The sequence below is a fragment of the Duganella fentianensis genome, from assembly GCF_009857835.1.
Lineage (GTDB): Bacteria > Pseudomonadota > Gammaproteobacteria > Burkholderiales > Burkholderiaceae_D > Rugamonas > Rugamonas fentianensis.
The window spans coordinates 146,049-166,844 of record NZ_WWCL01000001.1; the positions used below are offsets into that span (position 1 = coordinate 146,049).

Annotated in this window: 21 protein-coding genes and 1 tRNA gene; 6 read left to right on the forward strand and 16 right to left on the reverse strand. The window is 60.5% G+C overall.

The annotated features are described in order from the left end of the window. Positions 1 to 66: 66 nt before the first annotated feature. From GTP23_RS00660 to GTP23_RS00675, 4 genes are all read left to right on the forward strand, one after another. Positions 67 to 747: a CsgG/HfaB family protein gene (locus GTP23_RS00660; protein ID WP_161033437.1), complete on the forward strand. Its 681-nt coding sequence runs from the start codon at positions 67 to 69 to the stop codon at positions 745 to 747. A gap of 11 nt (positions 748 to 758) precedes the next feature. Beyond that, positions 759 to 1,130: a DUF4810 domain-containing protein gene (locus tag GTP23_RS00665; protein ID WP_229255877.1), complete on the forward strand. Its 372-nt coding sequence runs from the start codon at positions 759 to 761 to the stop codon at positions 1,128 to 1,130. Next, on the forward strand, positions 1,127 to 1,795 hold the full coding sequence (locus tag GTP23_RS00670; protein ID WP_161033438.1) for a DUF799 domain-containing protein: 669 nt from the start codon (positions 1,127 to 1,129) through the stop codon (positions 1,793 to 1,795). Before GTP23_RS00665 ends, GTP23_RS00670 begins: the two co-directional genes overlap by 4 nt. 94 nt (positions 1,796 to 1,889) lie before the next feature. After that, a tRNA-Gly gene (locus GTP23_RS00675) sits at positions 1,890 to 1,963 on the forward strand. A gap of 71 nt (positions 1,964 to 2,034) precedes the next feature. Here the strand turns inward: GTP23_RS00675 and GTP23_RS00680 are convergent. Next, positions 2,035 to 3,618, reverse strand: a complete 1,584-nt coding sequence (locus tag GTP23_RS00680) for a tryptophan halogenase family protein (protein ID WP_161033439.1) — start codon at positions 3,616 to 3,618, stop codon at positions 2,035 to 2,037. Positions 3,619 to 3,859: 241 nt separating this feature from the next. Here GTP23_RS00680 and GTP23_RS00685 point away from each other — a divergent pair, with 241 nt between their 5' ends. Next, positions 3,860 to 6,274 (forward strand): TonB-dependent receptor, encoded by a 2,415-nt coding sequence (locus GTP23_RS00685; protein ID WP_161033440.1) that lies wholly within the window; start codon positions 3,860 to 3,862, stop codon positions 6,272 to 6,274. Positions 6,275 to 6,400: 126 nt separating this feature from the next. On the opposite strand, the gene GTP23_RS00690 is transcribed toward GTP23_RS00685, so the two are convergent. From GTP23_RS00690 to GTP23_RS00715, 7 genes are all read right to left on the reverse strand, one after another. Beyond that, positions 6,401 to 6,823 (reverse strand): hypothetical protein, encoded by a 423-nt coding sequence (locus GTP23_RS00690; protein WP_161033441.1) that lies wholly within the window; start codon positions 6,821 to 6,823, stop codon positions 6,401 to 6,403. 64 nt (positions 6,824 to 6,887) lie between these two features. Further along, positions 6,888 to 7,478, reverse strand: a complete 591-nt coding sequence (locus GTP23_RS00695; protein ID WP_161033442.1) for a hypothetical protein — start codon at positions 7,476 to 7,478, stop codon at positions 6,888 to 6,890. A gap of 142 nt (positions 7,479 to 7,620) precedes the next feature. After that, positions 7,621 to 7,839, reverse strand: coding sequence for a DUF6434 domain-containing protein (locus GTP23_RS22655; RefSeq protein ID WP_229255878.1), 219 nt, complete (start codon positions 7,837 to 7,839; stop codon positions 7,621 to 7,623). Between the two features lie 17 nt (positions 7,840 to 7,856). After that, positions 7,857 to 8,111 carry a DUF6500 family protein gene (locus GTP23_RS00700; RefSeq protein WP_229255879.1) on the reverse strand — a complete coding sequence of 85 codons (255 nt, stop codon included), beginning with the start codon at positions 8,109 to 8,111 and terminating at the stop codon, positions 7,857 to 7,859. Between the two features lie 276 nt (positions 8,112 to 8,387). Then, complete coding sequence (locus GTP23_RS00705) at positions 8,388 to 9,251, reverse strand: alpha/beta hydrolase (RefSeq protein ID WP_161033443.1); 864 nt, start codon at positions 9,249 to 9,251, stop codon at positions 8,388 to 8,390. Positions 9,252 to 9,410: 159 nt separating this feature from the next. Continuing rightward, positions 9,411 to 10,763, reverse strand: a complete 1,353-nt coding sequence (locus GTP23_RS00710) for an MFS transporter (protein WP_202411861.1) — start codon at positions 10,761 to 10,763, stop codon at positions 9,411 to 9,413. Positions 10,764 to 10,865: 102 nt separating this feature from the next. Next, the gene (locus tag GTP23_RS00715; protein WP_161033444.1) at positions 10,866 to 12,194 is read right to left on the reverse strand and encodes a GH1 family beta-glucosidase; all 1,329 of its coding nucleotides are present in this window, start codon (positions 12,192 to 12,194) and stop codon (positions 10,866 to 10,868) included. Positions 12,195 to 12,403: 209 nt separating this feature from the next. Between GTP23_RS00715 and trmB the strand changes: the two genes are divergently transcribed. Further along, a complete protein-coding gene (trmB, locus tag GTP23_RS00720) occupies positions 12,404 to 13,084 on the forward strand; it encodes a tRNA (guanosine(46)-N7)-methyltransferase TrmB (protein ID WP_161034564.1) in 681 nt (226 codons plus the stop codon). A gap of 60 nt (positions 13,085 to 13,144) precedes the next feature. Here trmB and GTP23_RS00725 read toward each other — a convergent pair whose 3' ends face one another. The 8 genes from GTP23_RS00725 to GTP23_RS00760 all read right to left on the reverse strand — a co-directional run bounded on the left by GTP23_RS00725 (position 13,145) and on the right by GTP23_RS00760 (position 20,749). Beyond that, on the reverse strand, positions 13,145 to 13,654 hold the full coding sequence (locus GTP23_RS00725) for a hypothetical protein (protein ID WP_161033445.1): 510 nt from the start codon (positions 13,652 to 13,654) through the stop codon (positions 13,145 to 13,147). A 54-nt stretch (positions 13,655 to 13,708) separates the two neighbouring features. Next, complete coding sequence (locus GTP23_RS00730; RefSeq protein WP_161033446.1) at positions 13,709 to 15,493, reverse strand: amidohydrolase; 1,785 nt, start codon at positions 15,491 to 15,493, stop codon at positions 13,709 to 13,711. A gap of 85 nt (positions 15,494 to 15,578) precedes the next feature. Further along, positions 15,579 to 17,402 (reverse strand): DNA helicase RecQ, encoded by a 1,824-nt coding sequence (gene recQ, locus GTP23_RS00735; RefSeq protein ID WP_161033447.1) that lies wholly within the window; start codon positions 17,400 to 17,402, stop codon positions 15,579 to 15,581. Positions 17,403 to 17,430: 28 nt separating this feature from the next. Then, a complete protein-coding gene (locus GTP23_RS00740; RefSeq protein ID WP_161033448.1) occupies positions 17,431 to 18,267 on the reverse strand; it encodes an undecaprenyl-diphosphate phosphatase in 837 nt (278 codons plus the stop codon). A gap of 108 nt (positions 18,268 to 18,375) precedes the next feature. Then, a complete protein-coding gene (locus tag GTP23_RS00745) occupies positions 18,376 to 18,675 on the reverse strand; it encodes a YkgJ family cysteine cluster protein (protein WP_161033449.1) in 300 nt (99 codons plus the stop codon). 56 nt (positions 18,676 to 18,731) lie between these two features. Next, positions 18,732 to 19,496 carry an alpha/beta fold hydrolase gene (locus GTP23_RS00750; RefSeq protein ID WP_161033450.1) on the reverse strand — a complete coding sequence of 255 codons (765 nt, stop codon included), beginning with the start codon at positions 19,494 to 19,496 and terminating at the stop codon, positions 18,732 to 18,734. Further along, entirely contained in the window at positions 19,496 to 20,509 is a 1,014-nt protein-coding gene (locus GTP23_RS00755) for a M14 family zinc carboxypeptidase (protein WP_161033451.1), read from the reverse strand. The genes GTP23_RS00750 and GTP23_RS00755 overlap by 1 nt, the downstream gene beginning before the upstream one ends. A gap of 63 nt (positions 20,510 to 20,572) precedes the next feature. Beyond that, the gene (locus GTP23_RS00760) at positions 20,573 to 20,749 is read right to left on the reverse strand and encodes a hypothetical protein (RefSeq protein ID WP_161033452.1); all 177 of its coding nucleotides are present in this window, start codon (positions 20,747 to 20,749) and stop codon (positions 20,573 to 20,575) included. Between the last annotated feature and the right edge of the window lie 47 nt (positions 20,750 to 20,796).

Genomic DNA, 20,796 nt, shown 5'->3' on the forward strand with positions numbered 1-20,796 from the left:
TAAATCTATAAAATGCCGGGTGGAAATTTTGTTAAAAAGCAACCATTCAACCACTCAGGAATCCAAATGAAAAACTATCGTACCCTGCAAGTTCTGGCGGCGGCTGTCGTCGTTGCTTCGACGCTGGCTGGCTGCGCTACCGAGAGTTCGCAGGCGCTGACTGTGGCAACGGTAACCAGTGCTGCCAAGCCATACACCGGCCCGCGTTCGCTGATTGCAGTGGGGAAGTTTGATAACCGCTCGAGCTTTATGCGCGGCATTTTCTCGGACGGCGTAGATCGTCTGGGCAGCCAGGCCAAGACGGTATTGATATCGCATCTGCAGCAGACCAACCGCTTCAATGTGCTGGACCGCGACAATCTGGCGGAAATGAAGCAGGAAGCCGGTTACAAACAACAGTCGCAAGCCATCAAAGGCGCGGACTTCATCGTCACTGGCGACGTTACCGAATTCGGTCGTAAAGAAGTGGGCGATCATCAGTTGTTTGGCATTGCCGGTCGCGGAAAAACCCAGGTGGCTTATGCCAAGGTAACCTTGAACATCGTCAATATTGCGACCTCGGAAGTTGTGTATTCGAGCGCCGGTGCCGGTGAATACAGCCTGTCGAACCGCGAGGTGCTGGGTTTTGGCGGCACGGCCAGCTACGACGCTACGCTCAATGGCAAAGTGCTGGATCTGGCAATCCGTGAAGCCGTGGACAAGCTGGTTGCCGGTGTTGATGCCGGTGCGCTGACCCTGCGCAAATAAGGATGGCGGCCATGCAAAAACAGTTAATGCGCCATTCTGGTTCGGCCCTGGTTTTCTGCGCAATTGCACTGCTTAGCGGCTGCGCAGCGGCGCCCAAGACTTTATATGGATGGGATGGTTACCAGCCGCAGGTCTATATGCATTTGAAAGGCGAGAGCCCCGACCAGCAGATTGCGGAACTGGAGAAATCGTTACAGACCCTGAGCGCAAAAGGCATGTCGGCACCGCCCGGATTCCATGCCCATCTCGGCATGCTGTACTCGATTACCGGCAAACCGGAACAGATGGTGAGCCAGTTCGAGGATGAGAAAAAGCTGTTCCCGGAATCGGCCGCCTATATGGATCTGCTGCTTTCAAAAGCCAAAAAGGGTGAGAAATTATGATGCAACGTATCTTGAAAATGATGGCTTGCCTGGCTCCGGCTATGCTGGTGGTGGGTTGCGCCAGCAATAAGCCTGTGCCGTTTGATTACACTGCTTTCAAGGCCGCCAAGCCGCGCTCTATTCTGGTTCTGCCACCGCTGAATAATTCGCCGGAGGTCAATGCCAGCAGAAGCGTGTACGCCCAGGTTACCTACCCGCTGGCGGAAGCCGGCTACTACGTCATGCCGGTCGCGCTGGTCGACGAGACCTTCAAGCAGAATGGCCTGACGGTTGCTACGGATATTCATGCACTGGCCCCTGCCAAGCTGAATGAAATCTTCGGTGCTGATGCGGCGATGTACATCGATATCAACAAGTATGGCGCGACTTATACGGTGCTCGATAGTGTGGTGGTGGTATCGGTGCAGGCTAAGCTGGTAGACCTGAAGACGGGTACCGTATTGTGGACCGGTACGGCAAGCGCTTCGAATAACGAAGGCAATAACAACAGTGGCGGCGGTCTGATCGGCGCGCTGGTAGCGGCTGCGGTCAAGCAGGTGATCAATAGCACGACCGATCAGTCGCATCCGGTAGCGGGTGTGGCCAGTATGCGTCTGTTATCGGCCGGCAGTGCGAACGGCATGCTGTACGGCCCCCGTTCGCCGCAGTATTCTATCCAGCACTAAATCGGCAGTGCAGCTCTGCTCCACAAGGGCGGGGCTGCAATCTGCCCGGCCGAAGTTGTCAAGGCTGGCCAATCCCGCGTAAAATGTCGGGCACGCGGGTGTAGTTCAATGGTAGAACGGCAGCTTCCCAAGCTTCATACGAGGGTTCGATTCCCTTCACCCGCTCCAGTCCCTCCTGCATCACTCTTCCCCTCACTTAGCCTTAACCTCAGCCCGGGCGTGCAGGATGCGTCATGCCCTCAGCGCTGCAGGAAATGCTCGATCAGCGCGCGGTGCGTGGGCAGATCGGCCAGCGCATGCTGCGATACCTGTTCGATCATGCGGAACTCTTCGCGCGCCTCGCTAGCGCGGGGCAGTGTGCGCGCGTTGGCATACAGCGCCGTCGGATACTCCATCCCGTACAGCACATACTGCCAGCTCGATGGCGGATACATCTCGTAATCGACCACGAAGTCCATGCGGTGCGGTGCCCGTGTGCGCCACATGGCCAGCTTGTCGCGCAGGGTGGCGCGGATGCTGGCGGGATCCGCATTATCGATCCAGAACTGGCTGTCCCTGCGCTGGGTGAGGCAGTAATGCAGCTTGACGAAATCGGCGATGCGCTCGTAACGCGCCGTCATCATCTCGTTGTAGAGCCGCGCTGCGGCGGCCAGTTCGCCATCATGGGGGAACAGATAGCCGAGCAGATAGGCCGCCGTTTCGATCAGGCCTATGCCGGACGCTTCCAGCGGTTCGATAAACCCGCCCGACAGGCCGACGGCCACGCAGTTGTGTACCCAGTGCTGTTTGCGGTAGCCGAGGTTGAGCGTGAGCTGGCGCGGTTCCAGCCCTTTGCTGGCGGGGCCGATGTAGTCGCGCAGGACCTGCTCGGCGCGTGCCGCATCGGTGTGCCGGCTCGAATACACATAGCCTATGCCGCGCCGCTGCTGCAGGCCGATATCCCAGCTCCATCCCGCTTCGTGCGCATTGGAGATGGTGTAGGAAGGGATGGGCGCGTCAGGCCGTTCGTAGGGCACTTGCATGGCCAGTGCGCGGTCGACAAACAGGGTATCGCTCAGGCTGTGGAATTGCGTGCCCATGGCAGCCCCTATCAGGCTGGCGCGGAAGCCTGTGCAGTCGACGTACAGGTCGGCCGTCAGGCGGCCTGCCTGCGGCGTATGGAGGGCGGCGATGGCGCCATCGGCACCCAGCTCGACCTTTTCCACTGTCGCCGCGATGTGCTGCACGCCGAGCGAGCGGGCATGGGTGGCCAGCAGGGCGGCGAATTTGCCGGCATCGAAATGGTAGGCGTAGTTGAGCGGTCCCATGAAGTCGGCATCGGTGGTGCGCTTGGGGCCGTGGCAGGCATCGGCCACCCGCTTCTGCATGGTGGCCACGGCCGCAAAGCCTTTACCTGCGGGCGCCATGCCTTGCAGCCAGTAGGGCAGCAGCTCTGGTCCGCCGGGGCGCTGGCTGGGCAGGCTGAAGGGATGGAAGTAGTGATCGTTGCCGGCGCTGCCCGGTGCGCGCACCCAGTCGTTGAAGCGTATGCCCTGCTTGAAGGTGGCGTCGCACTCGCGCACGAAGCGTGCTTCGTCTATGCCGATGGCGGCCAGCGTGCCACGGATGGAAGGGAAGCTGCCTTCGCCCACGCCGATGATGCCGATGTCGGGCGATTCCACCACGGTGATGCGCACGCTCTGCTCATCGGCACCCGTGCCCAGGGTGCGCGCCAGAAAAGCGGCGGTGAGCCAGCCGGCACTGCCGCCGCCGACGATGATGACCTGTTTGACAGGGCGGGGTGCGGCACTGTGTGCCGCTGCTGCAGGGCTGCTGATGGACATGCTGGTCGGTCTCCGTGATGAGGGTGATTTCCGTGCCGGCGGCTGGGGCCATGTCGCGGAAACAACGCTTCGAGTTTTTTTTGTTTGACATCTGCGATTTGAATTATGTACCATGAAAACGATTTCACAAAGACCGAAAACGGTTTCATCAAGTTTGAAAACGTTTTCATACAACATGAGATCGTAATTTACGATAAATGTAGCGACGCCCCCGTAGCGTTTGCTACGACTAAGGAGACTTATGAACGTCCACGTACCGCGCACCGGGAAGCGCCTGTCGTCCCCGATCCAGTTGGCCATCCTCGCTCTGATGGCTGGCTCCGCCCATGCAGCTGCCGACGTACCGGCTGCCGAGCAGGCTGTCGCTGACAAGAACAGCACGGCCATCACCGAGGTGTATGTCACTGCGACCAAGCGTTCCACCTCGCTGCAGAAAACCCCGGTCGCCGTGACCGCCATCAACGCCGCCGCGCTCGATGACAACCACGTGCAGACCCTGCAGGATGTGGTGAATCTGGTGCCGGGCTTCGCTGCCACCGGCCAGGGCGACCACGGTGTGATCACCATGACGCTGCGCGGTATCGGTAACGATAGCGCCAAGACCGAATATGCCGACCCTGAAGTGGCCACCTTCGTCGATGGTGTGTACTCGCCACGTCCGGAAGGCGCGACTGCGCTGCTGTTCGATCTGGAAGCGATCGAAGTGCTGCGCGGTCCGCAAGGTACGCTGTGGGGCCGTAACTCCACCGTCGGCGCCGTCAACATGCAGACTGTGAAGCCGGAAATCGGCAGCAAGGCCGGTAGCTTCGAAGCTGGCTACGGCAACTACGGCCGCCTCGGTGCGCGTGGCGCCGTCAACATTCCGATCAGCGATACGCTGGCCATGCGCGTGGCCGTGGTGCACGAACAGCACAACGGCTACGTGAGCTACCAGCGCGCACCGGACGTGCCGCTGGCGGCCCAGCATGCTGCTGCCGATCCCGTCATCGCGGCATGGAACAAAGCCCATCCGGGCAACCCGATCGGCTTCCAGCCTATCAACCCGAATATGTTCGTCAGCAATGGCCAGAAGTACAGCGCGCAGGATCAGAGCGCAGCCCGTCTGAGCGTACTGTGGCAGCCATCGGCCGACCTGAAATGGAACATCGCCTACGAACACTATATGGATCGCGGTACGCCGAGCATGAACCTGATGCAGACGCCGCGCGCCGGTCAGGATTTCTGGTCCGCGCTGATCGATACCGCACCTAGCGTCGACCGTGATTCGCACTCGGTCCGCAGCCGCATCGACTACAACATCAACAAGGACATCAGCCTCGCCTACATCGCCGGCTACTCGCGCTTCAACGGTTCCTCGACCTTCGATCAGGACGGCGGCGCCAATTTGCCGACCAGCTTCACCACGGGCGGCAACTTCCAGGCCAATAACACGGTCTGGTCCAAGTACAAGAACTACAGCCACGAAGTGGAAATCCAGTCGACCGGCAAGCGCGATGTGGACTGGCTGCTGGGTCTGTACTACGCGAATGAAGACAACGGCATCCGCTTCGACATTCCTATCATGAACGGTACCGAGCAGGGCACCGTGGGCTGGCAGGGTTCCTTCATCCAGCCGAAAGAAACCGTGGATTCCAAAGCCGTGTTCGGTCAGGCCACGTGGAATGCCAGCGATGCGCTGCACATCACGGGCGGCCTGCGCTACACCTCGGACGAGCGCAAGAACATCGGCGGTACCAACAATGGCTGGAGCGATCTGACTGCACCGCAAGTGCCGGTGAATCCATCCATGAACCCGCTGGCACCCGGCTCGGGCTTCTCGACCTACCAGCATAACGATGCTACCTTCAACGACCACAAGCTGACCGGTCTGGTGCGCGTGGGCTACGACATCGACAAGAACAATATGATCTACGCCAGCGTATCGACCGGCTACAAGTCCGGTGGTCTGCAGGATGGCGGCAAACCATACGGTTCCGAAACCCTGACCAACTACGAGATCGGTTCCAAGAGCACCTTCCTCGGCGGTGCAGTACGCATGAATAACTCGGCCTACTACGAGAAATTCAAAGGCTTCCAGTTCAGTGCACCGGTTACCAATCCCGATGGTACGCGCGGTCTGGCGACCAGCAATGCGGAAGGCGCCAAAGTCTGGGGTCTGGAAACGGAGATCGCGGCCAAGATCACACCGGATGACCGCATCCAGCTGACGGCAGCCTACACCAACGCCACCCTCAAGCACCTGATCGGCGGTAGTAACGACTATGCGCTGCCAGCTTGCCCTGTGGCCGGCATCAGCACCTGCCTCGATGTGACGGGCAATACCATGCCGCACTCGCCGAAGTTTGCGGCGCAAGTGATGTACCAGCACCGTATCGCGCTGGCCGATGGCACGCTGACGCCGCGCATCAGCGCCCACTATGAAACCGCCAGCTGGCTGAGCGTGTTCAATCTGGGCGAGCCGGACAAGCAGAAATCGTACACCCGCACGGATCTGGGCCTGCGCTATGACGCCCATTCCAGCTGGTACTTCGATGCCTATGTGCGTAACGTAGAGGATGCCAAGATCAAGACCAGCGCCATGAACGCCAACGGTCCATGGCAGGCGCAATATCTGCCGCCGCGTACCTTCGGCATCAACGTCGGCAAGACTTTCTAAAGTAGTACTTCTCCCACTCGACACCCCCGTGCTGCAAAGGCGGGGGTTTTTTTATGGCGGGATCAGGTCGGGCATTGGTGCAGAGCTCGGCTGACTCTGCTTGAGGCATGCATGCGAGATGCGTATCTACTGCATTTGCTGCAGTGAGAAGGAGCCTAGCTTCCTGCTGCCCCAGCCTATGGCATCGTAGCTGCCATGGATGACTTGGGCTTCGGCTTTTCCACTTAAAAACAGAAACCCATCACATACTTCGGTACGGCCCAGAGTGAGTGCACCATTCTCCAGTTTGTAGGCTAGGGGGCCTGCTAATGGGAAAAATTCCTCTGCCTGAGCAGCTTTTGTCTCGACGAGGACACGCTTCCAAGTACCAGCCATGCAGGACCTGGCTGTTTCATTTGAAAAGCGGATGGTTGCTTCGGCCTTGATCTGATTGTCCGTGTTCGCGACGCGGAGTCGCCAGGTAGAGCTTAGATCTTGGGAGTGCGTCAAGACCGTAAGACAGGACATCCAGATCCCACCAAGGATTTTAGCCGGCAAAGAGATTTTCATAGCGTCGCTGTCTATCAAAGTATAGTTTGTTGCCGTTGGCAGAACCCAGCAGTGAGAGCAATCTTTATTGCGTGTAGTGGTACCACGCCTTGTGGACAAACCTCACCAGGGAGAGATGATTTTCGTTCCATACGTAGTATGAAATACCTCTCCTTTTAATATCCTCTTCCGGCGAACCAATCAGAATCAACAGTCGGCTATCCGCTTGAAATTTGATTGCTCCGGAAGCATGCCAGAGGTCACCGCCCTCGAGTAGTTTCTGATGGACGTTGACCGCTACATTGGTAGTGACCCCAGCGGGATGAAATACCTTCCCCGTTACCGCGTCTATTATTGCAAGCTGAGTACAGTCGCTTCCACAGCCCCATGTAGCAAGAATGAAGTGGCCAGCGAAGTTAGGCTTTTCCTTTGCCCACGCTTTAATTCGTGTGCGATATGCCTTCGTTAAAGGGGAGCCGGATAAGTCCGCGACAGCATTTTTGCCAGCATATCTCTTGGCAGGAAAATCCTGAAAGCGTGGCGCATCTGGCGGTAAGTCGCTGGGGCGAATAGTAACCTCGTTGTATCCGTCGTCTTCCGGAATCGCCCGAGCCGCCGAAGAATTTTGCGTAACTACAGTTACGAAAATAAATGCAAGTAATTTCCGAAATTTCATAGGACACTGTCGTATCGTAATGAGTAAACTGAATGGCTGTCGCCTGCTCTTGGCCAGCTACAGTTTTTTTTGCCTGCACGTCTCGTCATGGATGTCGACTCTTCGATGGAACATCTGCTACTAGCAGAATGCAGCAGTATGACTAGTTGTTCACGGTGCGATGGCGTCGTAGCCATTCGTCTGCGACATGGCCCATGTTTATTGGAGCACCGCTGCGTATCCACTTTATAAATTCACGGTCAAACTTAAAATCAGGACCGCACTGAGCAGACAGAAAGCGCCGAACGTTTTGGGTATTTCGATACCCGGTATCGATTTTTGTCGTACGCAAAATCTCCCCGCCGTGCCAATCAAATTGCATATCGATTGCTCCGTCGTTCAAACGTCAGTGGTTGTTTCTGGCTGCTGAACCAACTTCCTTATCTTCGTCGCTTTTTCAAAGTGGTCCAGTTCATGTTCTCGAATCCACCATTCAGCGGCTTCCATCAGTAACTCAGGATTGTCATTCTTGTTAGCGAAAAACGCGTAAAAGGACAAACCCACATCTGGTCCCTTCTTCGCTATTTTTTCATCACAAACTGCAATCATCTTTTCCCTTAGAGTAGCTCTCATCTCTTTAACATTTTCACGCATTGTTCCAAGCCAGATGTGCTTGCCGAACGTCCGCAAATGGCTGAAGTGGGGCGGCAATTCCGCCAGGATTTTATTGGCCGTGCTCTACTTCACCTACCCGATACCATGATTGGATAGACGCTTGAATAGTGGTGTAAGGTCCTGCACTTCAATTTGAAAGTGAAACCGGTTCTGCATTTGCCGCATGCTTGTTTCATAAATCCGTATCCCGCCATTGAACCGTCTGCTCCTGTCCGAATGCGTAGTAAATGCCTATCGGAGGACGCTGCAAGGGGCTCACTGCACGACCGATTTCCACGCTCTTCCCGATAGCCAGTTAAAGGCTACGCGGCCTGCTGCGTTCTCTTTTCCTGCGAGCCAGTGGTTGGAGGCCGGATTGCCACAGCCCGATACGCTGCTGGCATCTGCGCTGCCCTTAATCACTATCATGGCGACGTGGGTGGATGCAGCGGCGGCGAAGGGCGCGAGCGGGCAGGAGTCTTTGGTGTGATGAACCAGCAGCACCGGAACCTTGAGCTGGGTCCAATCCAGCCTGGACAGGCCGGGGCCGGCCGCTGCGGCCGGAGCGCCAGGCCCGGAAGCCCGATACAAGCCGGAAAACAGGACAGCCGCACTAAATTTGTCCCCCAGATGCTGCAAAATCTGGCCAGCAGAGACGGTGCCGCGGCTGTGTGCCATCAGCACGAGACGTGCGCCCGGGTAGCGGCGCTGGAGCTCTTGCACCACCGCCTGCATATCCTCCAGATGTTTTGGCGATGTGCGGAATTCCTGAGTCATATCCTCCTGATCCGAAGGTCGGTCTATGACTGCGACCGCGACCTTTCCCCGCAACAGTGCTTCGCGCTTTTCTGAGAAGAGATAGGGATCTTTCGCTTTTGCAATGCCATTTTGTAAGCCCAGGCCGATGTCTCCGTCGCCGCCCGGGATCAGCAGGACGACGGTTTCAGGGGGGGATAGAAGAGGCTTCCAGATGAGCATGGATAGGCTTACGCCCGGTCGAGAATTGAGTGTGACCAACTCATCGGCGCAGGCATACGATCCGGTGAAGAGCGTGGCCAACGCGACCAGCATAGCAATGAGCTGATGCTGACTGCGCCTGAATACTGTCGCAAGCAATACGGCTACAGCCCTGATGCGCATGTATGGTTCCTTCATTTAAAGATCGGCTCTTGCTCGGACTCTGCTACTGCTGTAAAGAATATCATATTGGCAATCTTAAAAAATCGCACAATATCACCGGTATGGAGTGCGTCCAAAAAAAAAGGCAGCCAGTGGCTGCCTTGTCGGTCTTGAAGCGATTTAGCTCTTCTGGTGGAACGGCGCGTACCACGTGATGAGGAAGGACGGGATGGTGGCTGCCATCACCAGCCAGAAGTAGTGCACATAGCCGAGCGCCTGCTGCAGGTGGCCGCTGACTACACCCGTGACCATCATGCATAGCCCCATCAGGCCGGTGCCGAAAGCGTAGTGGGTGGTGGTGTATTTGCCCGGTGCCAGTTGCTGCATCAGGTAGATCATGAAGCCTACGGAGCCGAAGCCGAAGAAGAATTTTTCGATCGCCACACCGGCGCAGATCACCACCAGATTCTGCGGCTGCCAGATGCTCATCAGCAGGAAGGTGACGTTGGGGATGTTGACGGCGCAGCACAGCACGAACAGGGTGGACTTCAAGCCGCGCTTGGCGACAAACAGGCCGCCCAACAACGAGCCCACCAGCACGGCGATCAGGCCATAGGTACCGTAGATCAGGCCCAGCATTTCATTCGACAGACCCAGCCCGCCCTGCGCCACAGGGTCGACCATGAAGAAAGGGCCGATCTTTTCCAGCAGGCCTATGCTGAGGCGGAACAGGAAGGCGAAACCTATCATCAGCCAGACATCGCGCTTCTGGAAGAAGGTGACGAAGGAATCCTTGAGCAGAAAGGCCGCCTGCGCTACCGAGGTGGGCGCGTTTTCCGCTTTGGCACCATCGGGCATCACGCGCGCATGCCACAGTGCGGCCACCACGATGATGGCGGCGACCAGGAAGAAGATGATGCGCCATGCGTCTATCCATTCGGCGCCGAAGCTGCCGGCCGCGTGGTGGAAGTATTGCGTGTGCAGCCAGCCGCTCAGGTACACCATGCCGCCCGAGGCGACGATGGGGCCGATGTTCCAGCTCAGGCTCTGGATGCCGCAGAACAGCGACTGGGTGGGTGCGTCGAGCGAGGTCACATACACGCCGTCGGAAGCGATGTCCTGGGTGGCGCCCACCAGCGACAGTACGCCGAACAGGAACACCATGATGGCCATGTAATCGGGCAGCGACATGGCCAGCGCCACGCCGGCAAAGCCGGCGGCGATAATCAGCTGGCTGCACAGCACGAAGAATTTCTTGGTGCGGTACATTTCCACGAAGGGCGCGAACAGGGGCTTGATGGTGTAGGCCAGTATCAGGTAGCTGGCGTACTGCGCGGCCTGACCATTATCCATGCCGAGGTTCTTGAACATGATGGAGGTGACGCTGGTGAGCATCATGTAGGTCAGGGCCATGGTGAAGTAGCCGCTCGGTACCCACAGCATGGGCGTGCCGCGCGTGAACATGGCGCGCAGCAGGGAAGGGGGCTGCTGCGCCTCGGCGGCGGGCGGCAGGGTGGATGGAGCAGTGGGCATGGTGTCGTCCTCAGGAAACTGGTGAGATATATAGCACAGACTCTGCGGCCTGTTGAATGGAAAACGCCGGCTCGCAAGCCGGCGTGGTGCTAATGGACTGAATCAGGCATTGCCGGAGCGCTGCAGTTTCAGATACTCGCGGTACCAGTGGGCGCTGTGCTTGAGCGTGCGCTGCTGGGTGGCGTAATCGACATGGACGATGCCGAAGCGCTTGGCGTAGCCGGAGTTCCATTCGAAGTTATCGAGCAGGCTCCAGAGGAAATAGCCCTGCACGTTCACGCCTTGCTGCATGGCGTCCTTGAGCGCCTTGAGGTGGCGCTCGACGAAATCGATGCGGGCCGTATCGGCCACTTCGCCGTGGACGATGCGATCCGGGCTGGCCATGCCGTTTTCGGTGATGTAGATGGGCGGCAGATCGTATTCGGCCTTCAGCTTGAGCAGCAGCTCCGTCAGGCCGTCCGGATAGATTTCCCAGTCCATGTCGGTCTTGCCCAGTTTGCACTCGGGCTGGCGCGGCGGCGTTTCGGCGCTGCAGTAGGCGCGGAAGTAGTAGTTCACGCCGAGGAAGTCGATCTTCTGCTGGATATCCTTGAAGTCTTCCGGATGCACGTCCGGTGCATTGGCGCCATGGCCCTGCAAGGCCAGCGCCGGGTAGCGGCCTTTGAAGATGGGGTCCATAAACCATTGCACGGAACGGGCATATTCGAATTCGGCCATGGCTTTGTCGGCCGCGCTATCGGTGGCAGGATCGGCCGTCCATTGATTGAGCACGATGCCCAGCTGGGCGCTGCAGCCGACGGCGCGCATGGCCTGGATGGCCAGCCCGTGCGACAGCAGCAGGTGGTGCGACACCTGGATCGACTGCTTGAGGTCGGCCACGCCCGGTGCGAACTGGGCATTGCCGTAGCCGAGATTGGCCGTGCACCACGGTTCATTATGGGTTGAAATCGTTTTCACGCGATCGCCAAAACGACGCGCTACTTCGGCGGCATAATCGGCGAACCGATACGCCGTTGCGCGATTGAGCCAGCCGCCTTCTTCCTGCAGGCCCTGTGGCAGATCCCAGTGGTAGAGCGTGATGTGGGCACTGATGCCGTGCTGCTCCAGCTCCGTCAGCAGTCTGTCGTAGAAAGCGAAACCGGCTTCGTTCCAGTCCCCTTTGCCGGCCGGCTGCACGCGCGACCAGGCCATCGAAAAGCGGTAGGCATCCACCCCCAGTCCCGCCATGATGGCCACGTCTTCAGGGTAGCGGTGGTAGTGGTCGCAGGCGATATCGCCATTGCTGCCGTCGATGATGGTGCCGCTGCGGTGGCTGAAGGTATCCCAGATGGACGGGCCTTTGCCGTCGGCGCTGGCCCCGCCTTCGATCTGGAAGGCGCTGGTGGCAACGCCCCAGAGGAAAGTGGGCGGAAATTGGGTGAACTCGGTCATTTTTGTGCCGTTTTGTGGGTGAACAGGGGTGCGTACGGTCTATTCCAACGTTCTGAAAACGTTTTCATGTCTCCTGATGCGATTAAACCCGAACTCAATCTGGGTGTCAATCATTTGCTGAAAACAGCCTGATATAATGCGGCCTCATTGAATTTCTGTCTGTTTATCCCATGTCTTCCGAAACTCCAAAAGACGGCCCAGCGCGGCCTATGCTGTACGACCCGACCGAACACCGCATCCGCAGCTTCGTGACCCGTGCCGGTCGCCTGTCGACGGCGCAGGCGCGTGCGCTGGAAGAACTGGGACCGCAGTTCCTGATCGAATACAGCAAGGCGCCGCTCGACTATGCGCAGGCTTTCGGCCGCAAGGCGCCGGTAGTGCTGGAGATCGGCTTCGGCATGGGCGGCACCACGGCGCACATCGCTGCGGCCATGCCGGAGAAAGACTTCATCGGCGTGGAAGTGCATACGCCGGGCGTGGGCAGCCTGCTCAAGCTGATCGGCGAGCAGGGCCTGACGAATCTGAAAGCGATTCAGCACGACGCGGTAGAAGTGCTGAACCAGATGATTCCCGATGGCTCGCTGCATGGCGTGCACATTTTCTTCCCTGACCCGTGGCACAAGGCGCGCCATAACAAGCGCCGCCTGATACAGGGCCCGTTCGTGGAACTGCTGGTGAAGAAGCTGGAAGTGGGCGGCTACCTGCACTGCGCCACCGACTGGGAAGACTACGCGGTACAGATGCTGGAAGTGCTGGGTGCGGAACAGCGCCTGCAGAATACGGCCGATGGCTATGCGCCGCAACCGGCCTATCGTCCGCTGACCAAGTTCGAAAACCGCGGCCTCAAGCTGGGCCACGGCGTGTGGGATCTGGTATTCACCAAGAAGTAAGCCGGGCCGGCCGCTGCGCCGGACGGGCTGGCGGCCGGACTGTGCGTCCGGTAGGCCGCGCTAGCGTTCCAGCGGCTCCATATCCAGCACCACCACATAGGCAAGACGGCCATTCTGCCACTTGCCGCCACCCCGCACCTGCGCATCGCAGGTAGTGCTCTGGCCTTCGGCCTCTTTGCGTTTCAGATGTTCGCGGAAGGTCACGGCTGCCTTGGGCGACAGATAGCCCACCATGCGGCCGGCCAGAAATACCGCTACTGCCGCACTTTCATACGGGTTCACATCATCGGGTACCAGCGTGGCCAGATAAGGCACGGCGGCTGCCTGATCGCCATGCTCGCCCGCCAGCTCCTTCAGGGCAGGCTGGTAGCGGGATTCCATCATCACTTCCACCAGATAGCGGCCATCATCGGACCAGTGCAGTGCGGCCGGTCCGGCCGGCAGCGTGGGCTCATATGGCGTGGCCGGCATAGGCGGCAGCACCATGGGCCGGGCCGGATTGGTCTTGATGATCGTGCGTATGGCGAAAGCCGCAGCAGCGACGACCAGCAGGGTGAGAGCGATTTCCATGACTATGCCATTCAACTAAAGGCCGACATCTTAACCCATACGCAGCAGCGCGTATCAGTGCATGCCGTCGGCCTGATAGACGATTTTGCCGCCTACCATGGTCTGCAGCACGCGGATGTTGGCGATATCTTCCGCTTCGATGCGGAAGAAGTTCCGGTCCAGTACGATCATGTCGGCCAGCTTGCCCACCTCCAGCGAGCCGGTCAGCGCTTCCTGCCGCAAGGTGTAGGCGGCATTGATGGTGGCAGCGCGCAGCACGGCGGCGCGCGGCATGCCCGGCTGCGGACCCAGTGTGCCGGCGTATTCCTTGCCGGCGTCCGGTGCGGCCGTGCGGGTGACGCCCACTTTCAGCGCAAACCAGATATCGAGCGGATCGACCGGCCAGTCGCTGCCATAGGCGATGCGTGCGCCGGCATCGAGCAGCAGCGATTGCGGTTCGACGATGGCATAGCGCTGCGGGCCCATATAGTCCTTCAGCGCACCCACTGTGTCGGGCGCCGGTTTGCCCCATTGCAGCGACAGCACAGGCGTTACATCGAGCTGGGCGAAGCGGGCGTAGTCGGCCGGCGCGACGATTTCATCATGCGCCAGTGCCGGACGTACCAGCGCACCGGCCGGCGTGGCGCGCAGCGCGGCGATGGCATCGAGCGTGGCACGCACGGCACGGTCGCCATCGACGTGAACGTGCGGATCGATGCGGGCCGCAGCCAGCTCGTTCAGCGTGGCCGTCAGCGCTTCTGGCGAGAAGTAGTTGGCCGGACCATTGTGCGGGCCCGGCTGCCAGTTAGGCTGCTGGGCCGTGCCCTGATTGACCAGATACGGTTCCAGCATGGCGCCCGTGAATGCAGGTGCCGAGATCACGCCGTCCATGAACAGCTTGGCGTGGCGCACCTGCATGGACGGTGCCACGCGGGTAGGCCCCTGATCGAACTGCTTCTGCTGCTTGAGCAGTTCGGCTACCGCGCTTTTCGGCGTGGCGCCTTTGTCCAGATCGATCAGCACGGCGAAGTGGCCGCGCGCCGTCAGCTTGCCCTGTTTCTGCAGCGTGCTGAAGGCTGTCATGGTTTCCGGATCCGTGTAGGCATCGAGGAAGGTGGTGATGCCCTGCTTGCGCATGGCCGCCAGCGCCGCTTTGGAGGCCGCCAGATTCTCGGCCACGGTCAGCGCTGGTAGCAGATTCATGGCCGCATCCTGTGCGGCGTCTTCCAGCAGGCCGGTGGCCTGGCCTTGTGCGTCGCGCACGATCTTGCCGCCAGCCGGATCAGGCGTATCGGCCTTGATGCCGGCCAGCGCGATGCCTCGGGAGTTGAGCTGCGACGAGTGGCCGAACGAGGAGCGTACGATGATGGGGCGCTCCGTCTTCAGCGCATCGAGCGTGGCAGCACTGGTTTCCACACCCTCGGGCAGCATGCCTTGCTGGAACCAGTTGACCACGACCAGCCAGCGCTTGCTGTCGGATTTCTTGTCCTTGTCCAGACAGGCCTGTATGCGCGCCTGAAACTGCGGCACGGTCAGATTCTCGTAATCGAGGCTGCAGTTGAGCAGGCGGCTGCCGCCCGATTGCGGGTGCATATGGCCATCGATCAGGCCCGGCATAAGCATGCGACCCTGTAGATCGATCACGCGGGTCTTCTTGCCGGCCAGCGCCTGTGCGCCGGCATCATCGCCCACATACACAATGCGGCCGGCGCGTACGGCCAGCGCCTGCTGTACGCTATCTTTGGCGTCTACCGTGTAGACGTAGCCGTTGCGGTAGATGGTGTCGGCCGGCGCGGGCGCGGCCTGTGCGTAAGTGGAAAAGCAAAGTGCGAGTGCTGCGCTAAGACTGAATTTGATCATCAGACAGGCTCCGGTAGGGCATGGCGACGATGGTCGCCCGATGCTGCATGATACCTTGGAAGCGCGGTCTGATCCGATTATTCCGTTATTCCATCTCGCGGATGATGGCGACGATTTCATCGCCGTACGAGGCCAGCTTTTTCTCGCCCACGCCGGAAATACCGCGCATTTCAGCCAGCGTGGTAGGGCGGGCTTTGGCAATCTCGCGCAGGGTGGCGTCGTTGAAGATGATGTAGGCCGCCACGTCGTGCGCGCGCGCCGTCTCCACGCGCCACCAGCGCAGCTTGTCGAAGATGGCCTGCTCGCGCGGCGACAGGTCGCTCTCCACATAGCCTTTGCTGCTGCGGCTGGAGCTCTTCTGCTTGACGGGTTTCTGGTACTGGCGCAGCTGCACTTTCTGTCCGCCCTTGAGTACGGGGCGGGCCGCATCGGTGAGCTTGAGCGAGCTGTATTGTTCGTGGTCGACTGTCACCAGACCCAGTGCGATGACCTGTCGCAGGATGGCGCGCCATTCCTGCTCGCTACGGTCGGCGCCTATGCCGTACACGGACAGCGAGTCGTGATGCCAGGTCTTGATGCGTTCCGTCTCCATCCCGCGCAGCACTTCGATCACATGGCCGGCAGCAAAGCGCTGGTCGACGCGGTAGATGGCCGACAGCAGCTTCTGCACCGGCACCGTGCCGTCGAACGAGACAGGCGGAATCAGACAGGTATCGCAATTGCCGCAAGGGCCGGCCTTTTCGCCGAAATAGTCGAGCAGGCGCACGCGCCGGCAGCTCAGGGTTTCGCACAGGCCCAGCATGGCATCGAGCTTGGTGCCCAGTACGCGCTTGAAGGTTTCGTCAGCTTCCGATTCATCGATCATGCGCCGCTGCAGCACCACGTCCTGCAGGCCGTAAGCCATCCATGCACTGGCCGGTGCGCCATCGCGGCCGGCCCGTCCGGTTTCCTGATAATAGCCTTCGATACTCTTGGGCAGATCGAGGTGGCAGACAAAGCGCACATCGGGCTTGTCGATGCCCATGCCGAAAGCGATGGTGGCGCACATCACGATGTTTTCTTCGCGCAGGAAGCGGGCCTGATTGGCGGCCCGTTTGGCGTGCTCCATGCCGGCGTGATAGGCCATGGCGCGCACGCCGTTCTCGTTGAGGAATTCGGCCGTCTCTTCCACCTTCTTGCGCGACAGGCAGTAGACGATGCCGCAATCGCCGCCATGCTCGCTGGTGATGAAATCGAGCAGCTGCTTGCGGCCATTGGTCTTCTCGACGATCTGGTAGCGGATGTTTGGCCGGTCGAAGGACGAGACGAACTGCATGGCGTCGTCCAACTGCAGGCGGTGGACGATTTCGGCGCGGGTCTGCGGGTCAGCCGTTGCCGTCAGGGCGATGCGCGGCACATCGGGGAACTGCTCGTGCAGCACCGACAGGCGGATGTATTCGGGCCGGAAGTCATGGCCCCATTGCGAGACGCAGTGCGCTTCGTCGATGGCGAACAGGGCGATCTTCGAATCCTGGAACAGGTTCAGGCAGCGCTCCGTCATCAGCCGTTCCGGCGCCACATACACCAGATCGAGCTGGCCGGTGCGCACCAGCCGTTCGATGCGGCTGGCTTCTTCGTAGGTCTGGGTGGAATTCAGGAAGGCGGCGCGCACGCCCACTTCGGCCAGCGCGTCCACCTGATCCTGCATCAGTGCGATCAGGGGCGAGACGACCACGCCGACGCCATCGCGCACCAGTGCAGGGATCTGATAGCACAGCGACTTGCCGCCGCCGGTAGGCATCAATACCAGCGCATCGCCGCCCGCCGAGACATGGCCGACGATGTCCTCCTGCTGGCCGCGGAAGGCCGGGTAGCCGAACACGGTTTGCAGCAGGTGCAGAGCTTGTTGCTGGTATTGCGCTTGATTCATTGAGACAGAAAGGTTTTACTGCTTGGGTTTAGTCCGCCCACACCACCATGCCGGTATAGCCGGTGACCAGTACCAGCAGGCCGAAAGCGATGCGGTACCACGCGAAAGCGGTGAAGGTATGGGTGCTGATGTAGCGCAGCAGCCAGCGCACGCACAGGAAGGCGGAGATGAAGGCGGCGACGGTGCCGACCGAGAACAGCGGCAGGTCGGCGGCCGACAGCAGCGCACGTTCCTTGTACAGCGAATACACGGTGGCGCCCAGCAGGGTAGGGATGGCGAGGAAGAAGGAGAATTCGGTCGCTACTTTGCGCGACAGGCCGAACAGCATGCTGCCCATGATGGTAGCGCCGGAACGGCTGGTACCCGGAATCAGGGCGAAAGCCTGGGCGATGCCGATCTTGATGGCGTCCACCGGCGTCATGTCATCGACCGAATGGATGCGTACCATGGACGGATTATCGCGTTCGCGCTTTTCCACCCACAGTATCACCAGACCGCCGATGATGAAGGCCAGTGCCACCGGCACGGGGGCGAACAGCGATGCCTTGATGGCTTTGCTGAACAGCACACCCAGTACGGCGGCCGGCAGGAAAGCGATCAGCACATTGATGGCGAAGCGCTGCTGTTTGCGGTCGCCCAGGCCCGTCAGCACGGCGGCGATACGGGCGCGGTATTCCCAGCAGACGGCGAAAATGGCGCCGGCCTGGATCACGATCTCGAACACTTTCATTTTTTCTTCCATGCCCTGGAAACCCAGTAAATGCTCGGTCAGGATCAAATGACCCGTGGAAGAAATCGGCAGAAATTCCGTAAAACCTTCAACCAGGCCCATGATCAGGGCTTTGAGTGCGAGAACGATATCCATGAGGTAGAAATAGTGAGTAAGTGTAGAACGGCAGGCTAGCAATACCGGGGTCGAAGCTTACCATGCCGGACCGTCCGCAGCCCGAATCTGGCGCAAGCGGAATGTAAATTAATTATCAGGGCAGGCTGTTTGCCCAGCCGGCTTGCCGCCAGCCTGCGGCCGGGTGGCATGTTCGAGCGTGGTAATCCAGAGCATGGCCTGCTCGCGCGTGTCGCCGCACATATCGGCGGCCGGCTGCAGACCGGCGCAGAAGGCTGGCCGCTCCGGCTGGCCGAAGATGCGGCAGCGGTAGTCGGCGTCCAGCTGGATGCAGGGCACGCCGGCCGGTTTGCCATCGGGCATACCGGGGATGGGGCTGGTGATGGAGGGCGCGATGCAGCAGGCGCCGCAGCGGTCGCGGCAGTTCATGGCTGGCAGGCGGCAACGGGCCGCGTTGGCTGATGGCTTTTCATAGGGGCGGTATTTTACGCGGCTTTGCTAGCGGCCACCCAGTCGGCGATCTGCTGCGCCAGCCATGCGCCGGCATCGAGCGGCAGGTCATGGCCGGCCGTCGGGTGCAGCAGTGCGGGTGTCTGCCATGCCCGCGCCAGTTCCAGCGTGCAGCGATGGTCCACCAGCTGGTCGCCGGCGCTGGCGATCAGCAGCAGGGGCAGCGCCGGCCGCCGGGCCGGAGCGCGGAAGCGGGCGGCAGCCCATAACTGGCGCAAGGCATTGCCGCGGGCGACGGGGTATTCCTGCTGATAGCCTAGCCATTGTTGTACCAGCGCGGCGCGCCCGGTCGCGTCGCCGCTACGGCTGGTCAGGTGCAGGATCAGCTGTTCCTGTGCCTGCCGTCCGCCTGATAGCAGCTGGCGCGCGATGGCGCCGTAGTTCTGCCAGCGCAGGCGCTGATAGAACGGGCTGTAGGGCCGCATGCTGGTATTGACCAGCACACAGCGGCACAATTCCTGCGGATACAGGTCCGCCCACGTCAGCGCCACCATGCCGCCCAGCGACAGGGCCAGTAGCGAGTAGGGCGGCGCCACGCCGGCCTGCTGTAGTTGCAGGCGGCAGGCTTCCACCATCTGGCGCACGCTGGCCGGACTGGTTTCGCGGTAGCGGCTGCCGTTGCCGGGCAGGTCGGGGGTGTACAAGCGGGCGTCCGGCAGAGCAGCGGCCAGCAGGGCGGGGAAGCTGCCCCAGTGGCGCTGCTCGCGCACCAGTCCGCGCAGCAGTATCCAGCGTTCCATCAGGCGTACCACTGGGTCAGCGCGCGCTTGTGCTGCACCTTGCGCGCCATGCCGGACGGTAGCCAGGACTGGTGGCTGATGGTGGCGCGCATGAGGAAATCGAACCACGTCAGGTGGCGCCGCAGCACGCGCTGCTGGCGGTGCCGTGCGGTGGGGTTGAACATGGCAATGCGGTCGAACAGCTGGCGCGGATTCTTCTTCACCCACAGCCACGATCCCATTTCCAGTGTCAGTGGCAGGAACACGCGCTCGCCGCTGTCCGTGCCGTTCAGGTACAGGTAGTCCCACAGATCGCCGTGGGTGCGGTACTGCCGGCTTTGCGGCTCGAACACATAGTTGTGGTTGGGGTAGCTGGCGCTGAACAGCTGTTCCAGTGCGGCGATGTCGGCCAGATGGGGTATCGGCGTGCTGGTATGGGCGTGCGGGAACCAGATGCGGTCGCGCAGGCCGAAGCCCGAATGGCAATCGAGCGCCAGACTGAACTGGCGCGACAGCAGCTCGCGCGTGACGAAATCGCACACGGCGCGGCTTTCCGCTTCCATCGGCGCGTCGGCCGCACCGCGATACCACGGCAGATGGCGGCTATAGCGCTGCCCGCCCAGCAGGAAGGGTACGCGGTCGCTGGCGCTGACGGGGGCATTGCGCATCAGGTCCACGCCTTGCGGATTGCAGCGCGTGGCCTGCCACATACCGCCCGGATTCACCAGCGGCATGAAGACCAGTCGCAAGGAAGAGAGCTGCTGATGCAGCGTATGGTCCCAGCGCAGGCGTGCCAGCAGGCTTTCGAGAAAGGCCAGCACGATCTGCGTGCCTATGCGTTCCAGCCCGTGGATGCCGCCGAAGAAACCGAGTGCCGGCACTTGCGGATCGGGATTACCGAGCGCCACCGTGTAGACGGGAAAATCGCGCCCGTCCATGGCGATGCTGCAGGGCGTGCTTACCTGCAGGTGCGCCGCGCCTTCGTCGATCAGGCGCTTGAGGGTGATCAGCTCGGGCAGATTCTTGCGGGGCATGGCGGCCTACACGATGGATAGTGTTGCTAGTGTAGCCCAGTTGCCCGGCGCCGATGCAGCGATTTACCGTGTGTGCATGCGCCGGATGGCGTCCTGACGTGCACGGTCGCGTGCGGCCAGTACCGTGGCGGCATAGGTGGCTTTGCGGGCGCGCTCCAGCGCATCGTGCAGGCTTTCCTTGCTGCGCAGGGCGCGCAGCTGGGCAAGCTGTTCGCGCGACATCTCGGGCTGTATGGACATGTTGACCTCGCTAGACGGGGAAAGCAGCCAGAAACGGCTGCCGGTGT

What these genes read in the sequence shown, in the direction of transcription:
- recQ (WP_161033447.1), bottom strand. Translation starts at nt 17,402, where the DNA reads ATGAATCAAGCGCAATACCAGCAACAAGCTCTGCACCTGCTGCAAACC.
- GTP23_RS00685 (WP_161033440.1), top strand. Translation starts at nt 3,860, where the DNA reads ATGAACGTCCACGTACCGCGCACCGGGAAGCGCCTGTCGTCCCCGATC.
- GTP23_RS00700 (WP_229255879.1), bottom strand. Translation starts at nt 8,111, where the DNA reads ATGCGTGAAAATGTTAAAGAGATGAGAGCTACTCTAAGGGAAAAGATG.
- GTP23_RS22655 (WP_229255878.1), bottom strand. Translation starts at nt 7,839, where the DNA reads ATGCAATTTGATTGGCACGGCGGGGAGATTTTGCGTACGACAAAAATC.
- GTP23_RS00710 (WP_202411861.1), bottom strand. Translation starts at nt 10,763, where the DNA reads ATGCCCACTGCTCCATCCACCCTGCCGCCCGCCGCCGAGGCGCAGCAG.
- GTP23_RS00695 (WP_161033442.1), bottom strand. Translation starts at nt 7,478, where the DNA reads ATGAAATTTCGGAAATTACTTGCATTTATTTTCGTAACTGTAGTTACG.
- GTP23_RS00730 (WP_161033446.1), bottom strand. Translation starts at nt 15,493, where the DNA reads ATGATCAAATTCAGTCTTAGCGCAGCACTCGCACTTTGCTTTTCCACT.
- GTP23_RS00755 (WP_161033451.1), bottom strand. Translation starts at nt 20,509, where the DNA reads ATGCCCCGCAAGAATCTGCCCGAGCTGATCACCCTCAAGCGCCTGATC.
- GTP23_RS00705 (WP_161033443.1), bottom strand. Translation starts at nt 9,251, where the DNA reads ATGCGCATCAGGGCTGTAGCCGTATTGCTTGCGACAGTATTCAGGCGC.
- GTP23_RS00680 (WP_161033439.1), bottom strand. Translation starts at nt 3,618, where the DNA reads ATGTCCATCAGCAGCCCTGCAGCAGCGGCACACAGTGCCGCACCCCGC.
- GTP23_RS00725 (WP_161033445.1), bottom strand. Translation starts at nt 13,654, where the DNA reads ATGGAAATCGCTCTCACCCTGCTGGTCGTCGCTGCTGCGGCTTTCGCC.
- GTP23_RS00760 (WP_161033452.1), bottom strand. Translation starts at nt 20,749, where the DNA reads ATGTCCATACAGCCCGAGATGTCGCGCGAACAGCTTGCCCAGCTGCGC.
- GTP23_RS00665 (WP_229255877.1), top strand. Translation starts at nt 759, where the DNA reads ATGCAAAAACAGTTAATGCGCCATTCTGGTTCGGCCCTGGTTTTCTGC.
- GTP23_RS00750 (WP_161033450.1), bottom strand. Translation starts at nt 19,496, where the DNA reads ATGGAACGCTGGATACTGCTGCGCGGACTGGTGCGCGAGCAGCGCCAC.
- trmB (WP_161034564.1), top strand. Translation starts at nt 12,404, where the DNA reads ATGCTGTACGACCCGACCGAACACCGCATCCGCAGCTTCGTGACCCGT.
- GTP23_RS00660 (WP_161033437.1), top strand. Translation starts at nt 67, where the DNA reads ATGAAAAACTATCGTACCCTGCAAGTTCTGGCGGCGGCTGTCGTCGTT.
- GTP23_RS00715 (WP_161033444.1), bottom strand. Translation starts at nt 12,194, where the DNA reads ATGACCGAGTTCACCCAATTTCCGCCCACTTTCCTCTGGGGCGTTGCC.
- GTP23_RS00745 (WP_161033449.1), bottom strand. Translation starts at nt 18,675, where the DNA reads ATGAACTGCCGCGACCGCTGCGGCGCCTGCTGCATCGCGCCCTCCATC.
- GTP23_RS00670 (WP_161033438.1), top strand. Translation starts at nt 1,127, where the DNA reads ATGATGCAACGTATCTTGAAAATGATGGCTTGCCTGGCTCCGGCTATG.
- GTP23_RS00690 (WP_161033441.1), bottom strand. Translation starts at nt 6,823, where the DNA reads ATGAAAATCTCTTTGCCGGCTAAAATCCTTGGTGGGATCTGGATGTCC.
- GTP23_RS00740 (WP_161033448.1), bottom strand. Translation starts at nt 18,267, where the DNA reads ATGGATATCGTTCTCGCACTCAAAGCCCTGATCATGGGCCTGGTTGAA.